Source organism: Arthrobacter sp. AOP29-A2-19 (genome assembly GCF_058138025.1).
In genome coordinates, this window is record NZ_CM176894.1 from 2,304,355 (window position 1) to 2,321,989 (window position 17,635).

The window sequence follows — 17,635 nt, forward strand, 5'->3', positions numbered from 1 at the left end:
AAGAATTCCCTGGTCAGGAATTCCGCAGGCCATCAATCAGCTCGGCCTTCTTCATGTCGGAATAGCAGTGCAGGCCAATCTCCTTGGCGCGGCTCTTGAGTTCGTCGACCGTCCAGTCCTCATAGCTGCCGGACTCGCCGCCACGCTCGCCGACGGTGCCGCGGCCGTCCCGCGCCGCGGCATTGGCTATGCGTGCAGCCTTCTGCTTCGAATTGCCCTCGTCGCGGAGCTTTTCGTAGAGCTCTTCGTCCTTGATACTCGGATTCCGGTTTTCGGCCATTTCACCAACCTCCGTGTCTCGGTACTTACAGCGTAGTCGCACAGGTCAGGCAGGGGTCAAGCGTTGTTTGGGCATGCTTCGCGGGGAGGCTACGCGGCGATGGCCGCGGCGCCCGCCCAACGCGCTAGGGTGGCAGAAGATCACGCGATCACTGACAAAGGGGGCGGTCTTGGGCATCCGGCACATACGATTCGGCGGTCGCGGGGGGCGTTCCGCCGATGAAACGTGGGCGGGATCGGCGGGGCTGCTTTCGGCCGCGGAGATGTCCGCCGGCGATCCGACGCCGGCGCTCGAACACCTGCGCTCCGTCGCCGCTCCCCCTCCGCTTCCCGGGGCCGGGGACACGGCCCGGTTGTGGGAACTGTTGGCCACGGTCGCGTCGGCCGACCTCGCGGCGGCACGCGCCGTCGAGCCCCATTTCGACGCCGCCGCGATCCTCGCGCAGGCAGGTCAGCCGTGGGAACCGGGCTCCGTGTGGGGCGTGTACGCCGCCGAGTCCGGGCAGTCGCGGCTGTCCGCCGCCCAGGATGGCGGCGCGTGGCTGCTGGACGGCGAGAAGCCCTGGTGTTCCCTCGCCGGGCAGGCGGACCGCGCAGTCGTCACGGCCCACGTCGACGGCGGCCGTAGGGCCTTCGCCGTGGACCTTCGCCAGGACGGCGTCGACGTGCGTGCCGGCACCTGGAACGCGCACGGACTTCCGGGTGTGCCCAGCGGGCCGGTCGGGTTTTCCTCCGTGGCGGCCTCCCCGGTGGGCGCCACCGACTGGTACCTGCGGCGGGATGGGTTCGCCTGGGGCGGCATCGGTGTCGCGGCATGTTGGTTCGGCGGCGCCGTGGGACTGTTCAGGACGCTCGCGCGGGCCGCGGAGCGCCGCACCCCGGACCAGTTGGCGCTTGCGTGGCTGGGCGAGTCCGACCGCTTGCTCGCCGGCGGCGCGGCCGCGCTGGCCGCCGCGGCAGATGCCGTGGACGCCGGCACGGCGGGTTGGCTGGAGGGACACAGGGTTCGAGGGCAGATCGCCGACGTCTGCACCCGCATCCTGGCCATCTGCGGCGAGGCGTTGGGCCCCGCGCCGCTGGCGTTCGACGAGGACCATGCCCGGCGCGTGGCCGACCTGACGCTCTATGTGCGGCAGCACCACGGGGCACGCGACGACGCGTCCTTGGGCGGCTTGGTGCTTGAGGCCGGCCAGCGGAACGGGGAACCTGGAACATGGTGACGTTCACCCACCTCGACGCCGGAACACCGGAAGACCGGTGGGTGGCCGCAGGTGTCGCATCCCTCCCCCCGTTGCCCGCCGAGGCGATACCGGGGGCGGGCGGCACACTGGTGGTCGTCGCGGCCCATCCCGACGACGAGTCCCTCGGAGCGGCGGGATTGATGAACGCCGCGCTTCGGGCCGGCGCCGACGTGTACGTCGTCCTGTGCACGGCCGGCGAGGCATCGCACCCCGATTCCCCCACCCATACCCAGGAGCGCCTGGCCGACGTGCGCACCGGAGAGTTCGCGGCCGCGATGGACGCGCTGCGGTCGTCGGTCGCCGGCGCCCCAGCTGGATCGCTGACGTGGGATTGTTTGGGTCTGCCCGACGGCCGGGTCGCGGAGAACGTCGCCGCCGTGGAGGCCGCGGTCGCCGCCCTTCTCCCCAAGGGCTCCGCGGCGACGATCGCCGCTCCCTACAGGTTCGACGGCCACACGGACCACGACGCCGTGGGCGCCGCCGCCTCGCGCGTGGCGGCCCGCCACAAGGCGGCCCTGGTCGAATTCCCCATCTGGTACTGGCTGTGGGCCGATCCGGAGGCCTCCCCGGAATGGACACACTGGCGGTCCCTGGCGCTCGACGGCGGGGCGCTGGCCGCCAAGCGCGCCGCCATGGACTCGCACACGTCTCAGATCACGGCGCTCTCCGACGCCCCGGGCGACGGGGTACTGCTGGCTGGAGGCTTCCTGGCGCACTTCGAGCGCGGCGCCGAGACGTTCCGCTGGAGTCCCAGCGGCCGGCGCGACTCAGCCTCGGCCGCGGCGGTCTTCGATGCGCTGTACACGCGCGACCCCGATCCCTGGGCCTACCTGACCAGCGACTACGAGCGCCGGAAGCGGGCCGTGACACTGGCGTCCCTGCCCAGGACGGACTACGCGTCCGCCCTCGAGGCGGGCTGTTCCATCGGTGTCCTGACGCAGGCGCTGGCCGAGCGGTGCGGTTCCGTGATCGCGCTGGACGCGAGCGAGGTCGCCATCGCGGCGGCCCGCAAGCGGCTGAAGGACCTCCGGCAGGTGGACCTCGTCCGCGCCGACCTGCCCGGGGGCTGGCCCGACGTCCCGCCGGGCTCGTTGGAGCTGGTCGTGGTCTCCGAGGTCGGCTACTTCCTGGGACGGGACGAGCTGACTCTCTTGCTGGCCCGGGCCAGCGAGTCGCTGGCACCCGGCGGGCACCTGCTGCTCTGCCATTGGCTGCATCCCATCGAAGGGTGGGAACTCGACGGCGAAACGGTGCACAGCACCGCGCTGGACCAGTTGGGCTGGGACGCCGTTGTGGTCCACCGCGAGGCGGACTTCCTCCTTGAGGTTTTCGAGGCGCCGGGCGGCGGCGCATGAGCACGCGCGAACCCGTTGGACAGATGGTCGTTGTTGTTCCCGTCCGCAACGAGGAACGGACCCTGGGGGCGTGCATCACGGCCCTCCGGACGGCCCTCGATGCCTTGGCGGCGACCGCGCCCGGCTGCGGGGCCGCCGTCACGCTGGTGCTGGACCGCTGCACGGACGGCTCGGCCCGGGTCGCCGGCGAGGCAGCGGCCGCCGACTCCCGCATCCGAACGCTGACCGTCGGCTTCGGTTCCGTCGGCGCGACGCGCGCCGCGGGGGTCGCCGCCGCGCTGGCCACCGTCCCGCCCGACACCCCGGCATGGATCGCCTGCACGGACGCCGACACGCTGGTGCCGACCGACTGGCTGGTGCGCTTCCTCGAGTTCGCCGACCACGGCGCCGACGCCGTGCTCGGCACCGTCGAGCCGGACCGGTCCGAGCTTGGTGCCCGCCGCCACGCGGCGTGGTCCGCTCGGCACGTCCGCGCAGACGGCCACGGACACATCCACGGAGCCAACCTCGGGGTCCGGGCGTCGTCGTACCTGGCCGTCGGCGGCTTTGAACCCCTGCGGAGCGGCGAGGACGTTCGTCTCGTCGAATGCCTCCGCGCGGCCGGCATGGACGTGCGGGCGTCCGGGACCCTGCACGCCGTGACGTCCGCGCGGACTGACGGTCGGGCCCCGGACGGCTTCGCCGGCTACCTCGCCCGTCTCTAGCGCACCTTCCGACCACGAATGGACTCAATGCATGCCGATGAAGCTGAGTGTGGTCCTCAGGGACGCCTACGTCTACGCGGCGAGGGCACCCCTTGACCGCAGGATGGACCGGGGAGCGATAATCGGGCTGGGCACCGGAACGGTGCCGCAGGGAAGCGCGGACGGTCCGCGCCGCTGGAGCAGAGGAGTCCTCGAATGACGAAGTACCTGATCTCGTTCCCCGGTGAGGCCATGGTGTTCCCCGAAGGGGACTTCGAGGCGGTGGTCGAAGAGTCCCATGCGGTCATCGAGGAGGCCAAGGCGGCCGGCGTGTACGTCTTCGGGGGCGGGATCAACGAGGGCGTGGAGCCCGTCCGCGTGGCGGGCGACGGCACCGTCACCGAAGGCACGTACCCGGACCACAAGGTGCCCAACGGAGGCTACACCGTGCTCGAGCTGCCCACCCGGGAAGACGCGCTGGAGTGGGCCGCGAAGATCGCCGTCGCCTGCCGCTGCGCACAGGAACTGCGCGAATTCCAGTACGACCCGGCCAGCTGACCACGCCGACGCGCCCACGGGTGCCGAACGCACGGCGGCCTGGAAGCTTCTTCCCGCGGAGCGGACAGACAGGCAGGGGCCCGGCGGTCGATGACCGCCCGGCCCCTGGTCGAGACTTCATGCCAGGCGGACCGCTGGTCCGCGCCCGGCGTAGTGACGGCTACGCCACCCCGATCTGGTCGCCCTTCGGGCCGTTTCCGTCGGCCGCGGCCTGGGCGGCGCGCTGGATTTCGCGCTCGCGCTCCTGCGAGGCCTCCTGCGTGAGGGCCGCCCCCGCTTCGGCGTCCCGCGTGAGGTTCTCGCCGCTGCCGGGATCGAAGATATGCAGCCGCCGGGTGTCCAGCCACAGCTCCGCCGGCTGTCCGCCACGGATGCGGCTCGCAGCGTCCAAGGTCACCACGACCTGGGGCCGCAGTTCCTCGGCGTCCATGTCCGCTGCGAGGCCCTGCAGCAGGTCGCGCACCTCCGGCGTCGGCTCGAAGTCGATGTAGCCGTACTGCTCGTTGCCCAGCCACTCCGTGTGGGTCAGCTCCGCCTGGAACCGCGAGCCGTGCTGGAGCTTGTGGTCCTCGACCAGGGACGCGTCCTCGAAGAACTCGGGCCTGATGCCCAGGAGCACCACGCTCTTGCCGCGGGCCACCGCCGCCTTCTCCTCGGGGACGGGAATGTTGCCGATGGGCGTCCGGAGGACGTCCCCCTCCAGCGTCGCCGGGAGGAAGTTCATCGACGGGCTGCCGATGAAGCCGGCCACAAAAAGGTTGACGGGCTGCTCGTAGAGTTCCCGCGGCGAGGCGATCTGCTGCAGGATGCCCTTCTTCAGCACGGCGACTCGGTCGCCCAGCGTCATCGCCTCGGTCTGGTCGTGGGTCACGTAGACGCTGGTGGTGCCGAGGCGCCGCTGCATCTGGGAGATCTCGGCGCGCATCTGCCCGCGCAGCTTGGCGTCCAGGTTGGAGAGCGGCTCGTCGAAAAGGAACGCGTCGGCCTGCCGGACGATCGCCCGGCCCATGGCCACGCGCTGGCGCTGCCCGCCGGAGAGGTTGCCGGGCTTCCGTTCCAGGTGGTCGGTCAGTTCCAGCGTCTTTGCCGCCGTCATCACGCGCCGCTTGATCTCCTCCTCCCCCAGCTTGCCCTTGTTCAGCCGCAGCGGGAACGCGATGTTTTCGAAGACCGTCAGGTGCGGATACAGGGCGTAGTTCTGGAAGACCATCGCCAGGTTGCGGTCGCGCGGAGCCTTCTCGTTGACGCGCTTGCCGTCGATCAGCAGATCGCCCGACGTGATGTCCTCCAGCCCCACGATCATGCGCAGGAGCGTGGACTTGCCGCAGCCGGACGGGCCGACCAGGATGACGAACTCGCCGTCCGCGATGTCGATCGAGACGTCGTTGACCGCCGGGAATCCGTCGTCGTACTTCTTGACGAGGTTGTTCAGGGTGATTGAAGCCATGGTGTTGTCCTTTGTGGTTCGCGGGCCCGGGCGTTAGCCCTTGACGGCGCCCTGGGTCAGGCCGGAGACGATTTGGCGCTGGAAGAGGAGCACCAGCAGGACCACGGGAATGGTGACGATGATCGCCGCCGCGGAGATGGCCCCGGTGGGTGATTCGAACTGCGAGGCACCGGTGAAGAACGCCAGCGCGGCGGGGACCGGCCGGGCCGCCTCCGTGGACGTCAGTGAGATCCCGTAGACGAAGTCGTTCCAGGCGATGAAGAACGCGATGATCGCGGTGGTGAACACGCCGGGCGCCGCCAACGGGACGATCGCCTTGCGGAACGCCTGCCACGTGGTGGCTCCGTCTACCTGAGCCGCCTGCTCGAGTTCCCACGGGATCTGCCGGAAGAACGCGGCGAGCGTCCAGATGGAGATCGGCAGCGTCAGCGACAGGTACGGGATGATCAGGCCCAGCCACGTGTCGTAGAGGCCGATGGTGCGCCAGACGTTGAACAGCGGCGTCACGATGGAGATCACGGGGAAGATGGACACGGCGAGTGCCGTGGTGAGGATGAGCTTCTTTCCCGGGAAGTCCAACCGCGCGATCGCGTAGGCGCACAGCGTGGCGAGCACAACGGCGACGAACGTGGCGATCAGCGCGATGCCGATCGAGTTGCGCAGCGACGAGAGGAACAGCTCCTGCGCGTCGCCGACGAGGATCTGCTCGTAGTTGACCCCCGACCACTTGGTCGGCAGGAACTTGCCGTTGGCCAGGTCGCTGGGCTCCTTGAAGGAGGTGGCGAAGATGGACGCGACCGGGAACAGCGCGTAGATCAGGACCACCACGGTGATGGCCGCCCAAATGAGCTTCGACTTCGATGTTGTCTTGGACATTATTTCCCCCCCTGGCTTCCGGCCAGATCCACCTTGAACAGCTTGATGGCGACGAAGCAGATGAGCAGGACACACAGGAACAGGAGCACGGAGACGGCGGAACCCAGCCCGATCTCCAGCCGGCCGATCGACGTCCGGTACGCCAGGAGCGAGAGCACCTCGGTCCCAAACGCCCCGTTGGTCATGATGAACACGTTGTCGAAGATGCGGAAGGCGTCGAGTGCCCGGAACAGCACGGCCACCATGATCGCGGCCTTCATGTTCGGCAGGATCACGCGGACCATCCGCTCCCACCAGGTGGCGCCGTCAACCTCGGCGGCCTCCGTCAGCTCATCCGGGACCTGCGCCAGTCCGGCGAGCAGCAGGAGCGAGATGAACGGCGTCGTCTTCCAGATCTCCGATGCCATGATCACGAACAGCGAGGACCACGTGCCGGCGAACCAGTTGGTGTCCTCCCCGATGCCCGGGACCCAGTCGAACCAGCTGTTCACAAAGCCGGAGTTGATGTCGAAGGCGTAGAACCAGGCGAAGGCGGAGACGACGGTGATGATGCCGTAGGGCACCAGGATGGCCGTGCGGACGAGCCCGCGCAGCGACTTCAGCGCCTTGCTCATGACGAGCGCCAGGGCGAAGCCGAGGACCAGTTCCACGACCACGGTGATGACGGTGATCAGGAGCGTGACGCCGAGGGCCTTCCAGAAAAGCTGGTCCGTCAGGATCGTCGAGTAGTTCCCCAGGCCGATGAACGCGCGGTCCGCCGGCGCCGTCAGCCGGAAATTGAACAGCGAGTCCCAGACGGCCTGAAGAATCGGATACAGGGTGACGAGGAGCATGATGACGAACGCGGGCCCCGCGAGGATCCATCCCAGCTTGCGCTCGGCCTTGCGCCGGTCGCTGAAGACGGGGGCCGTCCGCGACGAATGGCGCGCCCCCTCCCTGGCTTCTTTCCGTGTTTCGGTGGTGGCACTCACAGCAGCCTCTCCCCTCGGAGGACATCAACGATGAATTGGGTGGTGGTCTGCGGGGTCGTCTCCGGGTTGACCGCCGACGGCGGCGCCCAGTTCTGCTGGATGCCGGTGGAGACCTCGTTGTAGTACGGCGTCTGCGGCCGCGGAGCGGACTGCTCGAGCGACTGCCGGATGGTGTCCGCCATGGGGAACTTCTCGATGATGGACGGGTCGTCGTATGCGGTGGAGTCCGACGGCGGGTTGCCGTTCGTGACGAAGTATTCGATCTGGTTCTCGGGCGACACGATGCATTCGATGGCCTTGTAGGCAAGATCGGGATTGTCGCTCTTGGACCCGACGCCGAGGTTGATGCCGCCCAGCGGCGGAGCCGACTCCTGGCCGGCGACCGTCTGGGGGTAAAGCGCCCACCCGATGTCCTCGACCAGCGAGGCGTCCAGGTTGCCCGCCTCCGCGGCGCCGTTGGTGGCCGGCCAGACGAAGGGCCAGTTGACCATAAACGAGCCCTTGTCGCCCTGCCACAGGAGCATCGACTCGTTTTCCGCTTGGGTGGGCAGACCCGGGCTGCCGAGGCCTTCCGAGCCGATGGTCGAGACGATTTCCGCGGCCTTCTTGCCGGCGTCGGACTCGAGCCCCAGCTGGACCTCGTCCGCGGAGGCCTCCGGGTTGGCGATGATCTGCCCGCCGCCCGACTCGACCAGCGCGTTGACCCACACGGTCATGGACTCCGCGAGCGCGCCCTGCACCCCCAGGAACTTGTCCTGGTCGCGCGCCGCCCCGATGATTTGGTCCCAGGTGACGGGCTGGGACATGTCCAGGCCGGCGGCCTCCGCCACGGATTTGCGGTACCACAGCAGCTGCGTGTTGGCCCAGAAGGGGACGGTGACCACCGTGTCCTTCCACGTTGCGCCGGCGAGTGCGCCCTCCAGCGTGTTCGCCGTGGTCTTCTGGATGGTCTCCTCGGGGACCGGCGCCAGGAAGCCCGGCTCGGCCAGTTCGGGAATGAACGGCGGGTCCAGGCTCATGATGTCCAGGGACGTGTCTCCGGCGGCGAGGCGCCGGGCAAGCTGTTCCCGTTGTGAGGACGCGTCCGCGGGCAGCAACGTTGTCTCGATGGAGTACTGCCCGTTGGCGGCGGCGGTGCAGCGTTCCGCGATGGCCGCCTGGCCGCCGTCGTCCGGGTTGATGTACCAGGTCAGTACCGGAGCGCCTCCGTCCGCGGGGGCACAGCCCGAAAGCAGCAGGCTTGCCATGGCGACGGCCGCCGCCGCGGCTCGCCTCCCCCGGCGGGTCGCCTCGGGTGGTCGGGATTGAATCGGCATTGGCACAGGCCTCCACATCATCGTGACAACGGCCGGAGGCTTTCTGGTTTCGCCTGCAGCCCTACAGGTGACCCTAGAACGGCAAGCGCCGTTTGACCACTGTTTTAGCCTATGCCCCTTTGGCGAATCCGTCTTTCACTACGTTGTTTGCGGTTCCCGTGGCCCCGCCCGCCGCCGGACGGAACCAGGGGGCGTCCACCGCTACGGCTGGAGGACCACCTTGATGCAGCCGTCCTCCTTCTTCTGGAACGTCGAGTAGAGCTCTGGCCCCTTGGAGAGCGGCACCGTGTGGGTCACCAAATCATCAAGGCCCAGCGGGTCGGCCGGATCCTCCGTCAGGGGCAGGATGGTGTCCGTCCAGCGCCTCACGTTGCACTGGCCCTGCCGGATTTGAACCTGCTTGTCGAAGAGGTCCAACAGCGGCATGGGCGTGGCCTGCCCGCTGTAGACGCCGCTGATGGAAATGGTGCCACCGCGCCTCACGGCCTTGATCGCGGAGTGCAGGACGGCCGTGCGGTCCACCGACGCGTTCTCCATGGCCAACTGGGCAATCTTGTCCGGCAACAGTCCCGTGGCCTGCTGGAGGATCGAGGCGGTCGGCGATCCGTGGGCTTCCATGCCGACGGCGTCGAGCACGCCGTCCGGACCGCGTTGGGTCATCTCCCCCAACTGGCCCACCGTATCTTTCGTGAAGTCCAAGACCTCCACACCGTGGCGCGCGGCCATCTCGCGGCGTTCGGCCACCGGGTCGACGGCGATGACACGGTATCCGCGGTGAACGCCGATCCTCGCCGCCAGCTGTCCAACCGGGCCCAGGCCGAAGACGGCCAGTGTGCCGCCCTCCGGGACGTCGGCGTAGTCGACGCCCTGCCAGGCGGTGGGCAGGATGTCCGAGAGGAAAAGGTAGCGGTGGTCCGGCAGCTCGTTGCCGACGACCACGGCGCCGTAGTCCGCGTGGGGCACACGTAGCAATTCGGCCTGGCCGCCGGGGACCCGCCCATAGAGCTCCGAGAAGCCGAACAGTGCCGCTCCCCTGCCCTTGGAGCGCACCTGGGTGGTTTCGCATTGGGACTGCAGGCCGTGCTCGCACATCCAGCAGTGCCCGCAGGAGATGTTGAAAGGGATGACCACCCTGTCCCCCACCTTGAGGCGGTTGATGCCCGGGCCGACCTCCTCGACGATGCCCATGGGCTCGTGGCCCAGCACGTCGCCTGCATGCATGTAGGGGCCCATAAGTTCGTACAGGTGCAGGTCCGAGCCGCAGATGGCGGTGGACGTGATCCTGACGATCGCGTCCCCGGGCTCCTGGATCCTAGGATCCGGGACCTCGTCGTAGCCGATGGTTCGCTTGCCTTGCCATGTGAGTGCCTTCAAGGGTCCTCCTGGTGGGGATTGCGTTTGGCACCGGCGCGTCGCGCCGGCCAAGAGTCCAGTCAAACATCCGAGCGGTTCGAGGGAAAGCGTCGGACTCGATTCGACTTACGCCGTAAGAACGAGCAGGCTTACAACGTAAGAAGCAGACCGGCAGGATTGGCCTTAACCGCCAGCGGTGGGCCGTTCCGACCGTCGATAATGCGGGTGTGCAAGTGTTTACTTCGTCCAAAATGCATGTCATGGTGGGCCAGCCCCGAACGATTGCCCCATCGGGAACGCCGCATACCAACGAGGGTGTGCCGCAACAAGAGCATGCGATGTGAACACGCCTACCAAGGCCGGCCGCTGGCCGCCCCGGCTCCCGGGGGACGATGACGAAGGAGGTCTCGTGCCCCCAGGAAGCCGCACCCGCAACCACGCTGTTCGGGACATGCCAAAGCGTCGCACCCGCTCCGTAGGCTGCTGTTCCGCGTTCCTGCGGGGCCGTCTTCACGGTGGGCCCGTTCCCCAAGCCACGGTGCACTCTCCGCACACTCCCATCCACCCGCGGCGTGCCGACAGGCGCGCCCTCTGTGGGGTGCTCGGCGAGCCGGTCGGCAATGGGGCCGACCGGCCGCCCCTTACCCCGTTCCCCTCCACCAAAGGACATCCACATGGAGCTTCCCGCCGTCCGCGGCCCCATCACCCGCACCCTGTTCGAGGCGCTGCAGCGCAACGACTTCGCCGACCCGCTGCCGGGTCTTGAGGAGACCCTCGACAGGTCACTTCGCGCGCACGGCGACGTTCTCTACGACGACGATCTGCAGCTTGCCCTGCTCTGCCTCTACGAACTGCACTACTCGGGGATCGAGGGGGTCAACGACCGCTGGGAGTGGCACCCGCCGCTCCTTGCCGCCCGGGCCCGGCTGGAAGAGGCGTTCGAGGGACGCCTGAGGGACGCCGTGTCCGCGCACGAGCGCCCGCCCCGCGGCGCGCAGAACGTTGCGGACCGGCTCTTCGCCATGGCCGAGGCCCCGGGAGGGCCCTCGGTCGCGGACTTTGTGGCCCGCCGTGCGGACGTTGGACAGCTGCGCGAGTTCCTGGTCCACAAGTCGATCTATCAGCTCAAGGAGGCGGATCCCCACACCTGGGCGATTCCCCGGCTGTCCGGGCGCGCCAAGTCCGCCATGGTGGAAATCCAGGCCGACGAATACGGAGGCGGGAGGACCGGGAAGATGCACTCGCAGCTCTTCGCACGGACCATGGAGGGGCTTGGGCTAAAGTCGGATTTCGGCGCGTACCTTGATTTCCTCCCGGCCATCACGCTTGCCTCCGTCAATGCGATGTCGCTCTTCGGGCTGCAGCGCCGGCTGCGCGGGGCGATCGTGGGACACCTGGCGATCTACGAGATGACGTCGTCCGTCCCCAATGCGCGGTACGCGCGGGGGTTCCGCCGTCTGGGCTTCGATTCACCCGTGACCGACTATTTCGACGAGCACGTCGAGGCCGACGCGGTCCACGAGCAAATAGCGGGACGCGACCTCGCCGGTGGCCTCATCGATGAGGACCCCCGGCTCGCGAGCGACGTCTTCTTCGGCGCTGCCACCGTCTGCATGCTGGATGAACTCGTCGGCACGTGGCAGATGGAGGCATGGGCCATTGGCGGCACCTCGCTGCGCCTGCCGCTGCCCGCCCTGGAGGCAGCATGACGGCACCGCTCGACTGCGTGGTCTCGCTGTGAGGGCCAGTGAGGATCCGACCGAGATCGTGGTGTGCCCCCGCGGCCCGCTGTTGGTGCGCGGGCAGGTCGACATTGTCGACGGGGACGGCTTGCCCATCCAGCAGGAGCGGGAGACGGTTGCGCTCTGCCGATGCGGGATGTCCGCCGTCAAGCCGTTCTGCGACGGCTCGCACAAGTTATCCAAGTTCGAACGCAACCGGGAGGGGCAACCATGAACGACTCATTGTGGCTGGCGGGCCGCGAGCCACTCGCCACCGATTCCGCGTCCCGGCTGACCAACCGGCACTTCGACACCGTTATTGTGGGCGCCGGGATGACCGGCCTAGCCACCGCCGTGATGCTGTCCAGAGCGGGCCAACGCACCCTGGTCGTGGATTCCAGGCATCCCGGAGCGGGGACCACCGGGAATGCGACCGGCCAGCTCACGGTCCTGCACGGGAACCGCATCGGGCGCATCCTGCGCCAGCACGGCCCGGCCACCGCGGCTTCCTTCCTCAGGTCCAACCTGGAGGGCATGCGATGGCTTGTCGAGTTCTGTGAGGAGAGTGGGGTTGACCTGCAATCCCGGCGCGCCGTCTCCTACTCCCAGACGGGTCAGGGGCTCGAGGGGCTCCAGGACGACCTGCGGGTCCTCGAGGCCGCGGGGCTGGACGTCCGGCGACTCGCCCCCGGCGACGTCGACCTCCCCTTCTGCTTCGCGGGCGGCATCGCGCTGCCCGACCAATACCAGTTCGATCCCATGGACTTCCTCGCCGCCGCCTCCGAGGAGGTCCGCCGGCTAGGGGGAATGGTCGTCGCCAACACGCGCCTGCTCGGTGTCGCGTCCGGCCCGATAGCCACGGTCGTGCTGGGCACAACGCCGGCGGCGCAACTGAACGGTTTTCCCAAGACACACACGATCCGCACCCGCCGGGTGGTGATGGCCGCCAACACCCCGGCGCCCGGCGACGCGCCGCGCCTCGCCCCGGCGTCCCGGACAGGCAGCGGGCGCGCGTATGCGGTCGCGTTCCACGCGACCGACCCCGCCGCGGCGGACTACCCGCAGGACATGCTCGCCTCGGTCGACGGTCCCCCGCGCTCGCTGCGCACAGCGCTGCCCGGTGACGGGATCGAACGTCTCATCGTGGGAGGCGGCAATCTCCAACGGGGGCGAAACCGCGATGCCCGCCACGCCTACTCCGAGATAGAGGAATGGACGCACCGCGCGTTCCCCGGAATGGTCCGCACGCACGCTTGGTCCGCGGAGGACTACGATCCCGTCCGCGGATTTCCGGTCGCGGGTCCCGTCCCGACCTGCGGCAGGCCCACAGAGACGGTGCTCGTCGCCACGGGGTACGCCAAGTGGGGTATGACCAACTCCGTTGCCGCGTCGTTGCTGGTGGCGAAGCTGGCGACGGGCCCGGCCCAAGACGCGGCCGCGTCGGACCTGCTCGAGCTGGCCGAGCCGCTGCCGCTGGGGAGCGAGGGCCGGGGCATCGCCTGACGCCCCCGGCCGGCGTCCGGCGAGGCCCGACGGGATCCCCTTGGGGGTGGGCGTTCTGATGCACGACGGGGCTCTCTCCACCGTAAGCAGGGTCGCCCCGCCGGCGTCAAGACCTGCGTTCCCGGTCTTGCGGGGCGCCGCGGGGCGTGCTTAGCTCTCCAGCGTCAGAAGACGCAAGGCTGATGTTCCGTGCGAGGTTTCCCGCCAACCAACAGGGAACGCGCGCGGAGGAGAGGGAGGAAAACTCATGTATTTCGAACCCAGGATCCAGGGCGTCTTCACTCACCAGCGGTAGCGCCGGGTGATGCACGTCCGGGCTCGTCGCAGGTCCAGATGTCGGGATGTTCAGGCACACCACCGACCCGTCCAACCTTGCCCAGCCGCCTTCGCGACCGGGGCCGACGGCCAAGCGGGCACACGGGTGCATGCAACATTGAGGCATTGGGTGGAGCCTGCGAACAAGTTCAGTCTGCCGGCACGGCCGGCCATGCCAATCGAGTGACAACCACCGACCCATTGGAGACAGCACCATGAGCACACAGGATTTTCCGCGGGACCCGTCCCGCACTTCGTCGACGCCAGGCGGCAACGATCCGCTCCAGTCAGCGGCCGTTGTCCCCGACGACCCGTTCAGCGAACCGGCCGCCGGGCCGCTGACAACGCCAACGGCACAGCATGCCGGCGCAACCACGTCGACGGCGGGCACCGCAGGGACTTCAGGCGCCCAAGACACCAAGACCGCCGCCAAGGAAGAGGCGCGCCAGCTTGGTCACGAGGGCGCCGAGACCGCCAAGCAGGTCGGCCACACCGCCAAGCAAGAGGCGGGCAAGGTGGCCCACGAGGCGAAGGCGCAGGTGCGCGGCCTCGTTGACGAGCTCGGTTCGGACCTGAGATCCCAGGCCGGCGCCCAACAGCAAAAGGTCGCGCAGGGGCTGCGGTCCATGAGCGACGAGCTGCGCAGCATGGCGAAGAACTCCGAGGGCTCAGGAACGGCAACGTCCCTCGTCGATCAGGCGGCAGGCAAGGCGGGCGACGTCGCCGATTGGTTGGACGGCCGCGATCCGGGATCGTTGCTGGAGGAGGTCAAGGGGTTCGCGAGGCGGCGGCCCGGCGTTTTCCTCGCCGTGGCGGCGGGAGCAGGCTTGCTGGCCGGACGGCTGGCACGGGGCATGACGGGCCAGGATTCGGCCACGGGCAACACGTCGACGGGCTACACCGGCGGCACGGCCGGCGTTCGCACGCCCGCCCAGCCCGTCCGACCGCCAACCGAGACATACCCCTTGGCCGAGACCTATCCGGCCTCGGACACGGGGTTCGAGTCCCCCACGGAGACCGGCGCCCGCAGCATCCCCTCGGACGTTGGCGGACCGGAAAGGTTCCCGGCGGACACCGATCGGGGGTACCCGCGGCCATGAGCGACTACCAACAGGGTCCGCCGATCTCCGGCGTACCGCCGACGACGCCGGGCGAGCGGGCCGAGACCAGCTCCCTGGGCGAGCTGTTCGGCGAGCTCACGCGCGACCTGTCCACCTTGATGCGTCAGGAAGTCGACCTCGCGAAGGCCGAGATGAAGGAATCCGCGTCCTCGGCCGGAAAGGGTGCCGGCATGCTCGGCGGAGCCGGCGTCGCGGGTCACTTTGTGCTGCTGTTCCTCTCGCTGGCCCTGATGTGGGCGCTCGGATCGGTCATGCACCTGGGCTGGTCCGCCGTGATCGTCGCGGTCCTCTGGGCCATCGTCGCGGCCGTTCTGGCGTCTGTCGGCAAAAAGAAGTTGAAGGAAGTCAAGGGCCTCCCGCAAACGGCGGCCACGGTCAAGGAAATTCCCCCAACCATGAAACCAGGTGAGACCACGCCATGAGCCAAACACCCGATGAGATTCGTGCCGACATCGAACGCACGCGCCAGGAAGTCAGCTACGACGTCGACGCGCTGTCGGACAAGGTCAGCCCGTCCTCGATCGCGCACCGCCAGACCGACAAGGTGCGCAACGCCGTCCACAAGGTGCGCTCCAACGTGATGGGCACCGCCGACGACGTGCGTGGGACCGCTTCGGGCAAGGCCCACCACGCCGGCGGCGCCGTCCAGGACTTGGGCCAGAACGTGGGGCACGCCGTTCAGGACGCCCCGCACCAGGTCATCGCGCAGACCAAGGGCAACCCCCTGGCCGCCGGACTGATCGCCTTCGGCGCCGGCATGTTGGCGGCGTCGTTGATCCCGGCGAGCCAGAAGGAGCGGGAGGCGGCCACGGCGCTGAAGGACAAGGCGCAACCGCTGACGGACGAACTCGCCAGCGCGGCCAAGGAGGTCGTGGAGGACCTGAAGGAGCCGGCGCGCGAGGCCGCCGAGTCCGTCAAGGCCACCGCCACCGAATCCGCCCAGACGGTCAAGGACGAGGCCCAGACGGGCGCGCAGGACGTCGGCGACCGTGCCAGGGAAGCCAAGGAGCACGTGAGCGACACCAGTTCAGGGGACGCTCGTCCGCTGTAGCGGCTTGAACGCACATGCTGGAGGGAGGGCCGGGGCGATGCCCCGGCCCTCCTTGCCACCCGGGCCGCGGTTCGGGTCCTCCGCGTTGCCGGCGCCGCGTTGTGACGGCCGTGGTTATTCCACGGTGAACTGGAGCCTGTGCCAGCCGCTGGCGCCGTTGGGCACCGGGTCCGCGCGCTCCTCCGTCTGCACTTCGCCATCGGCGTCGATCGCGCGCACCGTCACCGTGTGCAGCCCGGGCGTCGCGTCCTTCCACTCGTGGGACCACTGCCGCCAGGTGTCAACGGAGGCCTCGGCCGCCAGCTTGGCCTCGACCCACTCGCCGTCGTCCAGCCGGACCTGGACCGAGTCGATACCGCGCTGCTGCGCCCATGCCGTCCCACCGATGGCAACGGTCCCTGCGGGAACCCTCGCAAACGAGCGCGGAACATCCACGCGCGAGGCCAGCTTAATGGGTCCGCGGTCCGACCAGCCGCGGGTGGTCCAGTAGGCGACCTTGTCCGCGAAGCGCGTGACCTCCAGGTCGACGACCCACTTGGTCGCGGACACGTATCCGTACAGGCCCGGAACCACCATGCGCACCGGGAAGCCGTGCTCCAGCGGCAGCGGCTCGCCGTTCATGCCGACGGCGAGGATCGCATCCCGATCGTCGGTAAGCACCTCGAGCGGCGTCGACGCGCTGAAGCCGTCGATGCTGGTGGACAGGACCATGTCCGCCCCCTCCGTGGGTCGCGCCCGCTCCAGCACCTTGCGGAGCGGGTACCCGAGCCACTTGGCGTTGCCGACCAGATCGCCTCCGACCGGATTGGAGACGCAGGTCAGCGTTACGTGGGTTTCGTCGAGCTCCAGGGCGAGCAACTCATCGAAGGTCATGGTGAATTCCTCTTCCACCATCCCATGGACCCGAAGTTCCCAGTCCGCGGGCTCGATCCGCGGAACAACGAGTGCGGTATCGATGCGGTAGAAGTCTTCGTTAGGGGTCACGAACTCCGGCATGCCCTTGACCTTGGCCGAGACGCCGTCGGGCAAGGGTGGCGCGGCCGTGCGCGGGGCCGGCAGCAGCAGCGCGTCGCGCGTGGCCAAGGCGGCGTTCCGCACGCCCGAGAGCGCGCGGCCGCCTACGGCCAGTGCCGCGGCGCCGACGGCGGCAAAGCCGGCGGCGGCCAGGAAGCCGCGGCGCGAGTTGCCCCGGCGCGGGTTGCCGGAGCTCCGCGACGTGTCGGCCGAGGCCCCGGCATCGGAATGGACCGGCACGCCCGCCGCGGTGTCGGTGTTGGTGTCGGTGGAGCCTCCGGCCGCGCCGGCCGCGATGCCAGCGGCGCGCCGGACCAGAAGTCGCAGCACCCCGAGTCCCGCAGCGACCCCGGCCACGGAGGGCACCAGGTCGAGCGGCCCGGTGGCCGGCCTGGAGAGGACCGCGAGCGAGACAACCACTCCGAGCGCCACGACGATCAGGGCGGCGCCACGAAAGCTACGGCGGGCCACGACGCCGGTCACGGCGGCCACGAGCGCCGCCACGATTCCGATCGAGATGAAAAGCGCCAGCTTGTCGTTGGTTCCGAACGTCGCGATGGCGAAGTCCTTGAGCCAGGGAGGGGTGATGTCGATGAACGCGGCGCCGAGGGCGACAATTGGCGAGGACGCCGTGGCGAAGAATGCGGAGACCAGCTCGGCTGCGGCGAAGAGGACGGCCGCGGACACGACCCCGGCCACGGCGAACGGCCACAACCTCCGTGCCCCGCGAAGGCGGGGCGTCCTAGAGACGTCGTTTTTCATGGTGGACCCTTCTTGTAGTGCCGTGCACCGGCCGCCCGCTTCCCGGGCAAACCTTCGACGAACGGGGTT

The 17,635-nt window shown here is 69.0% G+C and carries 18 protein-coding genes; 11 read left to right on the plus strand and 7 right to left on the minus strand.

Translation table 11 applies throughout. The annotated features are described in order from the left end of the window. Positions 1-13: 13 nt before the first annotated feature. Positions 14-280 (minus strand): DUF7218 family protein, encoded by a 267-nt coding sequence (locus AC3ZJJ_RS10620; RefSeq protein WP_489891788.1) that lies wholly within the window; start codon positions 278-280, stop codon positions 14-16. A 169-nt stretch (positions 281-449) separates the two neighbouring features. On the opposite strand from AC3ZJJ_RS10620, the gene AC3ZJJ_RS10625 reads away from it, so the two are divergent. The 5 genes from AC3ZJJ_RS10625 to AC3ZJJ_RS10645 are packed head-to-tail and all read left to right on the plus strand — an operon-like array spanning position 450 to position 4,116. Beyond that, positions 450-1,499: an acyl-CoA dehydrogenase family protein gene (locus tag AC3ZJJ_RS10625; protein WP_489891789.1), complete on the plus strand. Its 1,050-nt coding sequence runs from the start codon at positions 450-452 to the stop codon at positions 1,497-1,499. Continuing rightward, positions 1,493-2,875, plus strand: a complete 1,383-nt coding sequence (locus tag AC3ZJJ_RS10630) for a PIG-L family deacetylase (protein WP_489891790.1) — start codon at positions 1,493-1,495, stop codon at positions 2,873-2,875. Before AC3ZJJ_RS10625 ends, AC3ZJJ_RS10630 begins: the two co-directional genes overlap by 7 nt. After that, positions 2,872-3,579 carry a glycosyltransferase family 2 protein gene (locus AC3ZJJ_RS10635; protein WP_489891791.1) on the plus strand — a complete coding sequence of 236 codons (708 nt, stop codon included), beginning with the start codon at positions 2,872-2,874 and terminating at the stop codon, positions 3,577-3,579. Before AC3ZJJ_RS10630 ends, AC3ZJJ_RS10635 begins: the two co-directional genes overlap by 4 nt. Positions 3,580-3,610: 31 nt before the next feature. Further along, positions 3,611-3,778 carry a hypothetical protein gene (locus AC3ZJJ_RS10640; RefSeq protein ID WP_489891792.1) on the plus strand — a complete coding sequence of 56 codons (168 nt, stop codon included), beginning with the start codon at positions 3,611-3,613 and terminating at the stop codon, positions 3,776-3,778. Then, positions 3,775-4,116, plus strand: a complete 342-nt coding sequence (locus tag AC3ZJJ_RS10645; RefSeq protein ID WP_489891793.1) for a YciI family protein — start codon at positions 3,775-3,777, stop codon at positions 4,114-4,116. Before AC3ZJJ_RS10640 ends, AC3ZJJ_RS10645 begins: the two co-directional genes overlap by 4 nt. A gap of 160 nt (positions 4,117-4,276) precedes the next feature. Here the strand turns inward: AC3ZJJ_RS10645 and AC3ZJJ_RS10650 are convergent, their stop codons facing one another. From AC3ZJJ_RS10650 to AC3ZJJ_RS10670, 5 genes are all read right to left on the minus strand, one after another. Continuing rightward, a complete protein-coding gene (locus tag AC3ZJJ_RS10650; RefSeq protein WP_489891794.1) occupies positions 4,277-5,563 on the minus strand; it encodes an ABC transporter ATP-binding protein in 1,287 nt (428 codons plus the stop codon). Between the two features lie 33 nt (positions 5,564-5,596). Further along, positions 5,597-6,439 carry a carbohydrate ABC transporter permease gene (locus AC3ZJJ_RS10655; protein WP_489891795.1) on the minus strand — a complete coding sequence of 281 codons (843 nt, stop codon included), beginning with the start codon at positions 6,437-6,439 and terminating at the stop codon, positions 5,597-5,599. Beyond that, the gene (locus AC3ZJJ_RS10660) at positions 6,439-7,410 is read right to left on the minus strand and encodes a carbohydrate ABC transporter permease (RefSeq protein ID WP_489891796.1); all 972 of its coding nucleotides are present in this window, start codon (positions 7,408-7,410) and stop codon (positions 6,439-6,441) included. Before AC3ZJJ_RS10660 ends, AC3ZJJ_RS10655 begins: the two co-directional genes overlap by 1 nt. Beyond that, on the minus strand, positions 7,407-8,726 hold the full coding sequence (locus AC3ZJJ_RS10665) for an extracellular solute-binding protein (protein ID WP_489891797.1): 1,320 nt from the start codon (positions 8,724-8,726) through the stop codon (positions 7,407-7,409). The genes AC3ZJJ_RS10660 and AC3ZJJ_RS10665 overlap by 4 nt, the downstream gene beginning before the upstream one ends. 201 nt (positions 8,727-8,927) lie before the next feature. Continuing rightward, complete coding sequence (locus tag AC3ZJJ_RS10670) at positions 8,928-10,100, minus strand: zinc-dependent alcohol dehydrogenase (protein ID WP_489891798.1); 1,173 nt, start codon at positions 10,098-10,100, stop codon at positions 8,928-8,930. A 653-nt stretch (positions 10,101-10,753) separates the two neighbouring features. Between AC3ZJJ_RS10670 and AC3ZJJ_RS10675 the strand changes: the two genes are divergently transcribed. The 6 genes from AC3ZJJ_RS10675 (at position 10,754) to AC3ZJJ_RS10700 (ending at position 15,790) form a co-directional block, all read left to right on the plus strand. After that, a complete protein-coding gene (locus AC3ZJJ_RS10675) occupies positions 10,754-11,788 on the plus strand; it encodes an iron-containing redox enzyme family protein (RefSeq protein WP_489891799.1) in 1,035 nt (344 codons plus the stop codon). Continuing rightward, on the plus strand, positions 11,700-12,035 hold the full coding sequence (locus AC3ZJJ_RS10680; protein ID WP_489891800.1) for a CDGSH iron-sulfur domain-containing protein: 336 nt from the start codon (positions 11,700-11,702) through the stop codon (positions 12,033-12,035). Before AC3ZJJ_RS10675 ends, AC3ZJJ_RS10680 begins: the two co-directional genes overlap by 89 nt. Next, the gene (locus AC3ZJJ_RS10685; protein ID WP_489891801.1) at positions 12,032-13,303 is read left to right on the plus strand and encodes an NAD(P)/FAD-dependent oxidoreductase; all 1,272 of its coding nucleotides are present in this window, start codon (positions 12,032-12,034) and stop codon (positions 13,301-13,303) included. The genes AC3ZJJ_RS10680 and AC3ZJJ_RS10685 overlap by 4 nt, the downstream gene beginning before the upstream one ends. A 530-nt stretch (positions 13,304-13,833) precedes the next feature. Then, complete coding sequence (locus AC3ZJJ_RS10690) at positions 13,834-14,718, plus strand: hypothetical protein (protein WP_489891802.1); 885 nt, start codon at positions 13,834-13,836, stop codon at positions 14,716-14,718. Beyond that, entirely contained in the window at positions 14,715-15,161 is a 447-nt protein-coding gene (locus AC3ZJJ_RS10695; RefSeq protein ID WP_489891803.1) for a phage holin family protein, read from the plus strand. Before AC3ZJJ_RS10690 ends, AC3ZJJ_RS10695 begins: the two co-directional genes overlap by 4 nt. Then, on the plus strand, positions 15,158-15,790 hold the full coding sequence (locus tag AC3ZJJ_RS10700; RefSeq protein WP_489891804.1) for a DUF3618 domain-containing protein: 633 nt from the start codon (positions 15,158-15,160) through the stop codon (positions 15,788-15,790). The genes AC3ZJJ_RS10695 and AC3ZJJ_RS10700 overlap by 4 nt, the downstream gene beginning before the upstream one ends. A gap of 114 nt (positions 15,791-15,904) precedes the next feature. Here the strand turns inward: AC3ZJJ_RS10700 and AC3ZJJ_RS10705 are convergent, their stop codons facing one another. Then, entirely contained in the window at positions 15,905-17,566 is a 1,662-nt protein-coding gene (locus tag AC3ZJJ_RS10705; protein ID WP_489891805.1) for a molybdopterin-dependent oxidoreductase, read from the minus strand. Positions 17,567-17,635: the final 69 nt, after the last annotated feature.

What these genes read in the sequence shown, in the direction of transcription:
- AC3ZJJ_RS10620 (WP_489891788.1), bottom strand. Translation starts at nt 280, where the DNA reads ATGGCCGAAAACCGGAATCCGAGTATCAAGGACGAAGAGCTCTACGAA.
- AC3ZJJ_RS10630 (WP_489891790.1), top strand. Translation starts at nt 1,493, where the DNA reads ATGGTGACGTTCACCCACCTCGACGCCGGAACACCGGAAGACCGGTGG.
- AC3ZJJ_RS10635 (WP_489891791.1), top strand. Translation starts at nt 2,872, where the DNA reads ATGAGCACGCGCGAACCCGTTGGACAGATGGTCGTTGTTGTTCCCGTC.
- AC3ZJJ_RS10640 (WP_489891792.1), top strand. Translation starts at nt 3,611, where the DNA reads ATGCCGATGAAGCTGAGTGTGGTCCTCAGGGACGCCTACGTCTACGCG.
- AC3ZJJ_RS10645 (WP_489891793.1), top strand. Translation starts at nt 3,775, where the DNA reads ATGACGAAGTACCTGATCTCGTTCCCCGGTGAGGCCATGGTGTTCCCC.
- AC3ZJJ_RS10650 (WP_489891794.1), bottom strand. Translation starts at nt 5,563, where the DNA reads ATGGCTTCAATCACCCTGAACAACCTCGTCAAGAAGTACGACGACGGA.
- AC3ZJJ_RS10655 (WP_489891795.1), bottom strand. Translation starts at nt 6,439, where the DNA reads ATGTCCAAGACAACATCGAAGTCGAAGCTCATTTGGGCGGCCATCACC.
- AC3ZJJ_RS10665 (WP_489891797.1), bottom strand. Translation starts at nt 8,726, where the DNA reads ATGCCGATTCAATCCCGACCACCCGAGGCGACCCGCCGGGGGAGGCGA.
- AC3ZJJ_RS10675 (WP_489891799.1), top strand. Translation starts at nt 10,754, where the DNA reads ATGGAGCTTCCCGCCGTCCGCGGCCCCATCACCCGCACCCTGTTCGAG.
- AC3ZJJ_RS10680 (WP_489891800.1), top strand. Translation starts at nt 11,700, where the DNA reads ATGAACTCGTCGGCACGTGGCAGATGGAGGCATGGGCCATTGGCGGCA.
- AC3ZJJ_RS10685 (WP_489891801.1), top strand. Translation starts at nt 12,032, where the DNA reads ATGAACGACTCATTGTGGCTGGCGGGCCGCGAGCCACTCGCCACCGAT.
- AC3ZJJ_RS10690 (WP_489891802.1), top strand. Translation starts at nt 13,834, where the DNA reads ATGAGCACACAGGATTTTCCGCGGGACCCGTCCCGCACTTCGTCGACG.
- AC3ZJJ_RS10695 (WP_489891803.1), top strand. Translation starts at nt 14,715, where the DNA reads ATGAGCGACTACCAACAGGGTCCGCCGATCTCCGGCGTACCGCCGACG.
- AC3ZJJ_RS10700 (WP_489891804.1), top strand. Translation starts at nt 15,158, where the DNA reads ATGAGCCAAACACCCGATGAGATTCGTGCCGACATCGAACGCACGCGC.
- AC3ZJJ_RS10705 (WP_489891805.1), bottom strand. Translation starts at nt 17,566, where the DNA reads ATGAAAAACGACGTCTCTAGGACGCCCCGCCTTCGCGGGGCACGGAGG.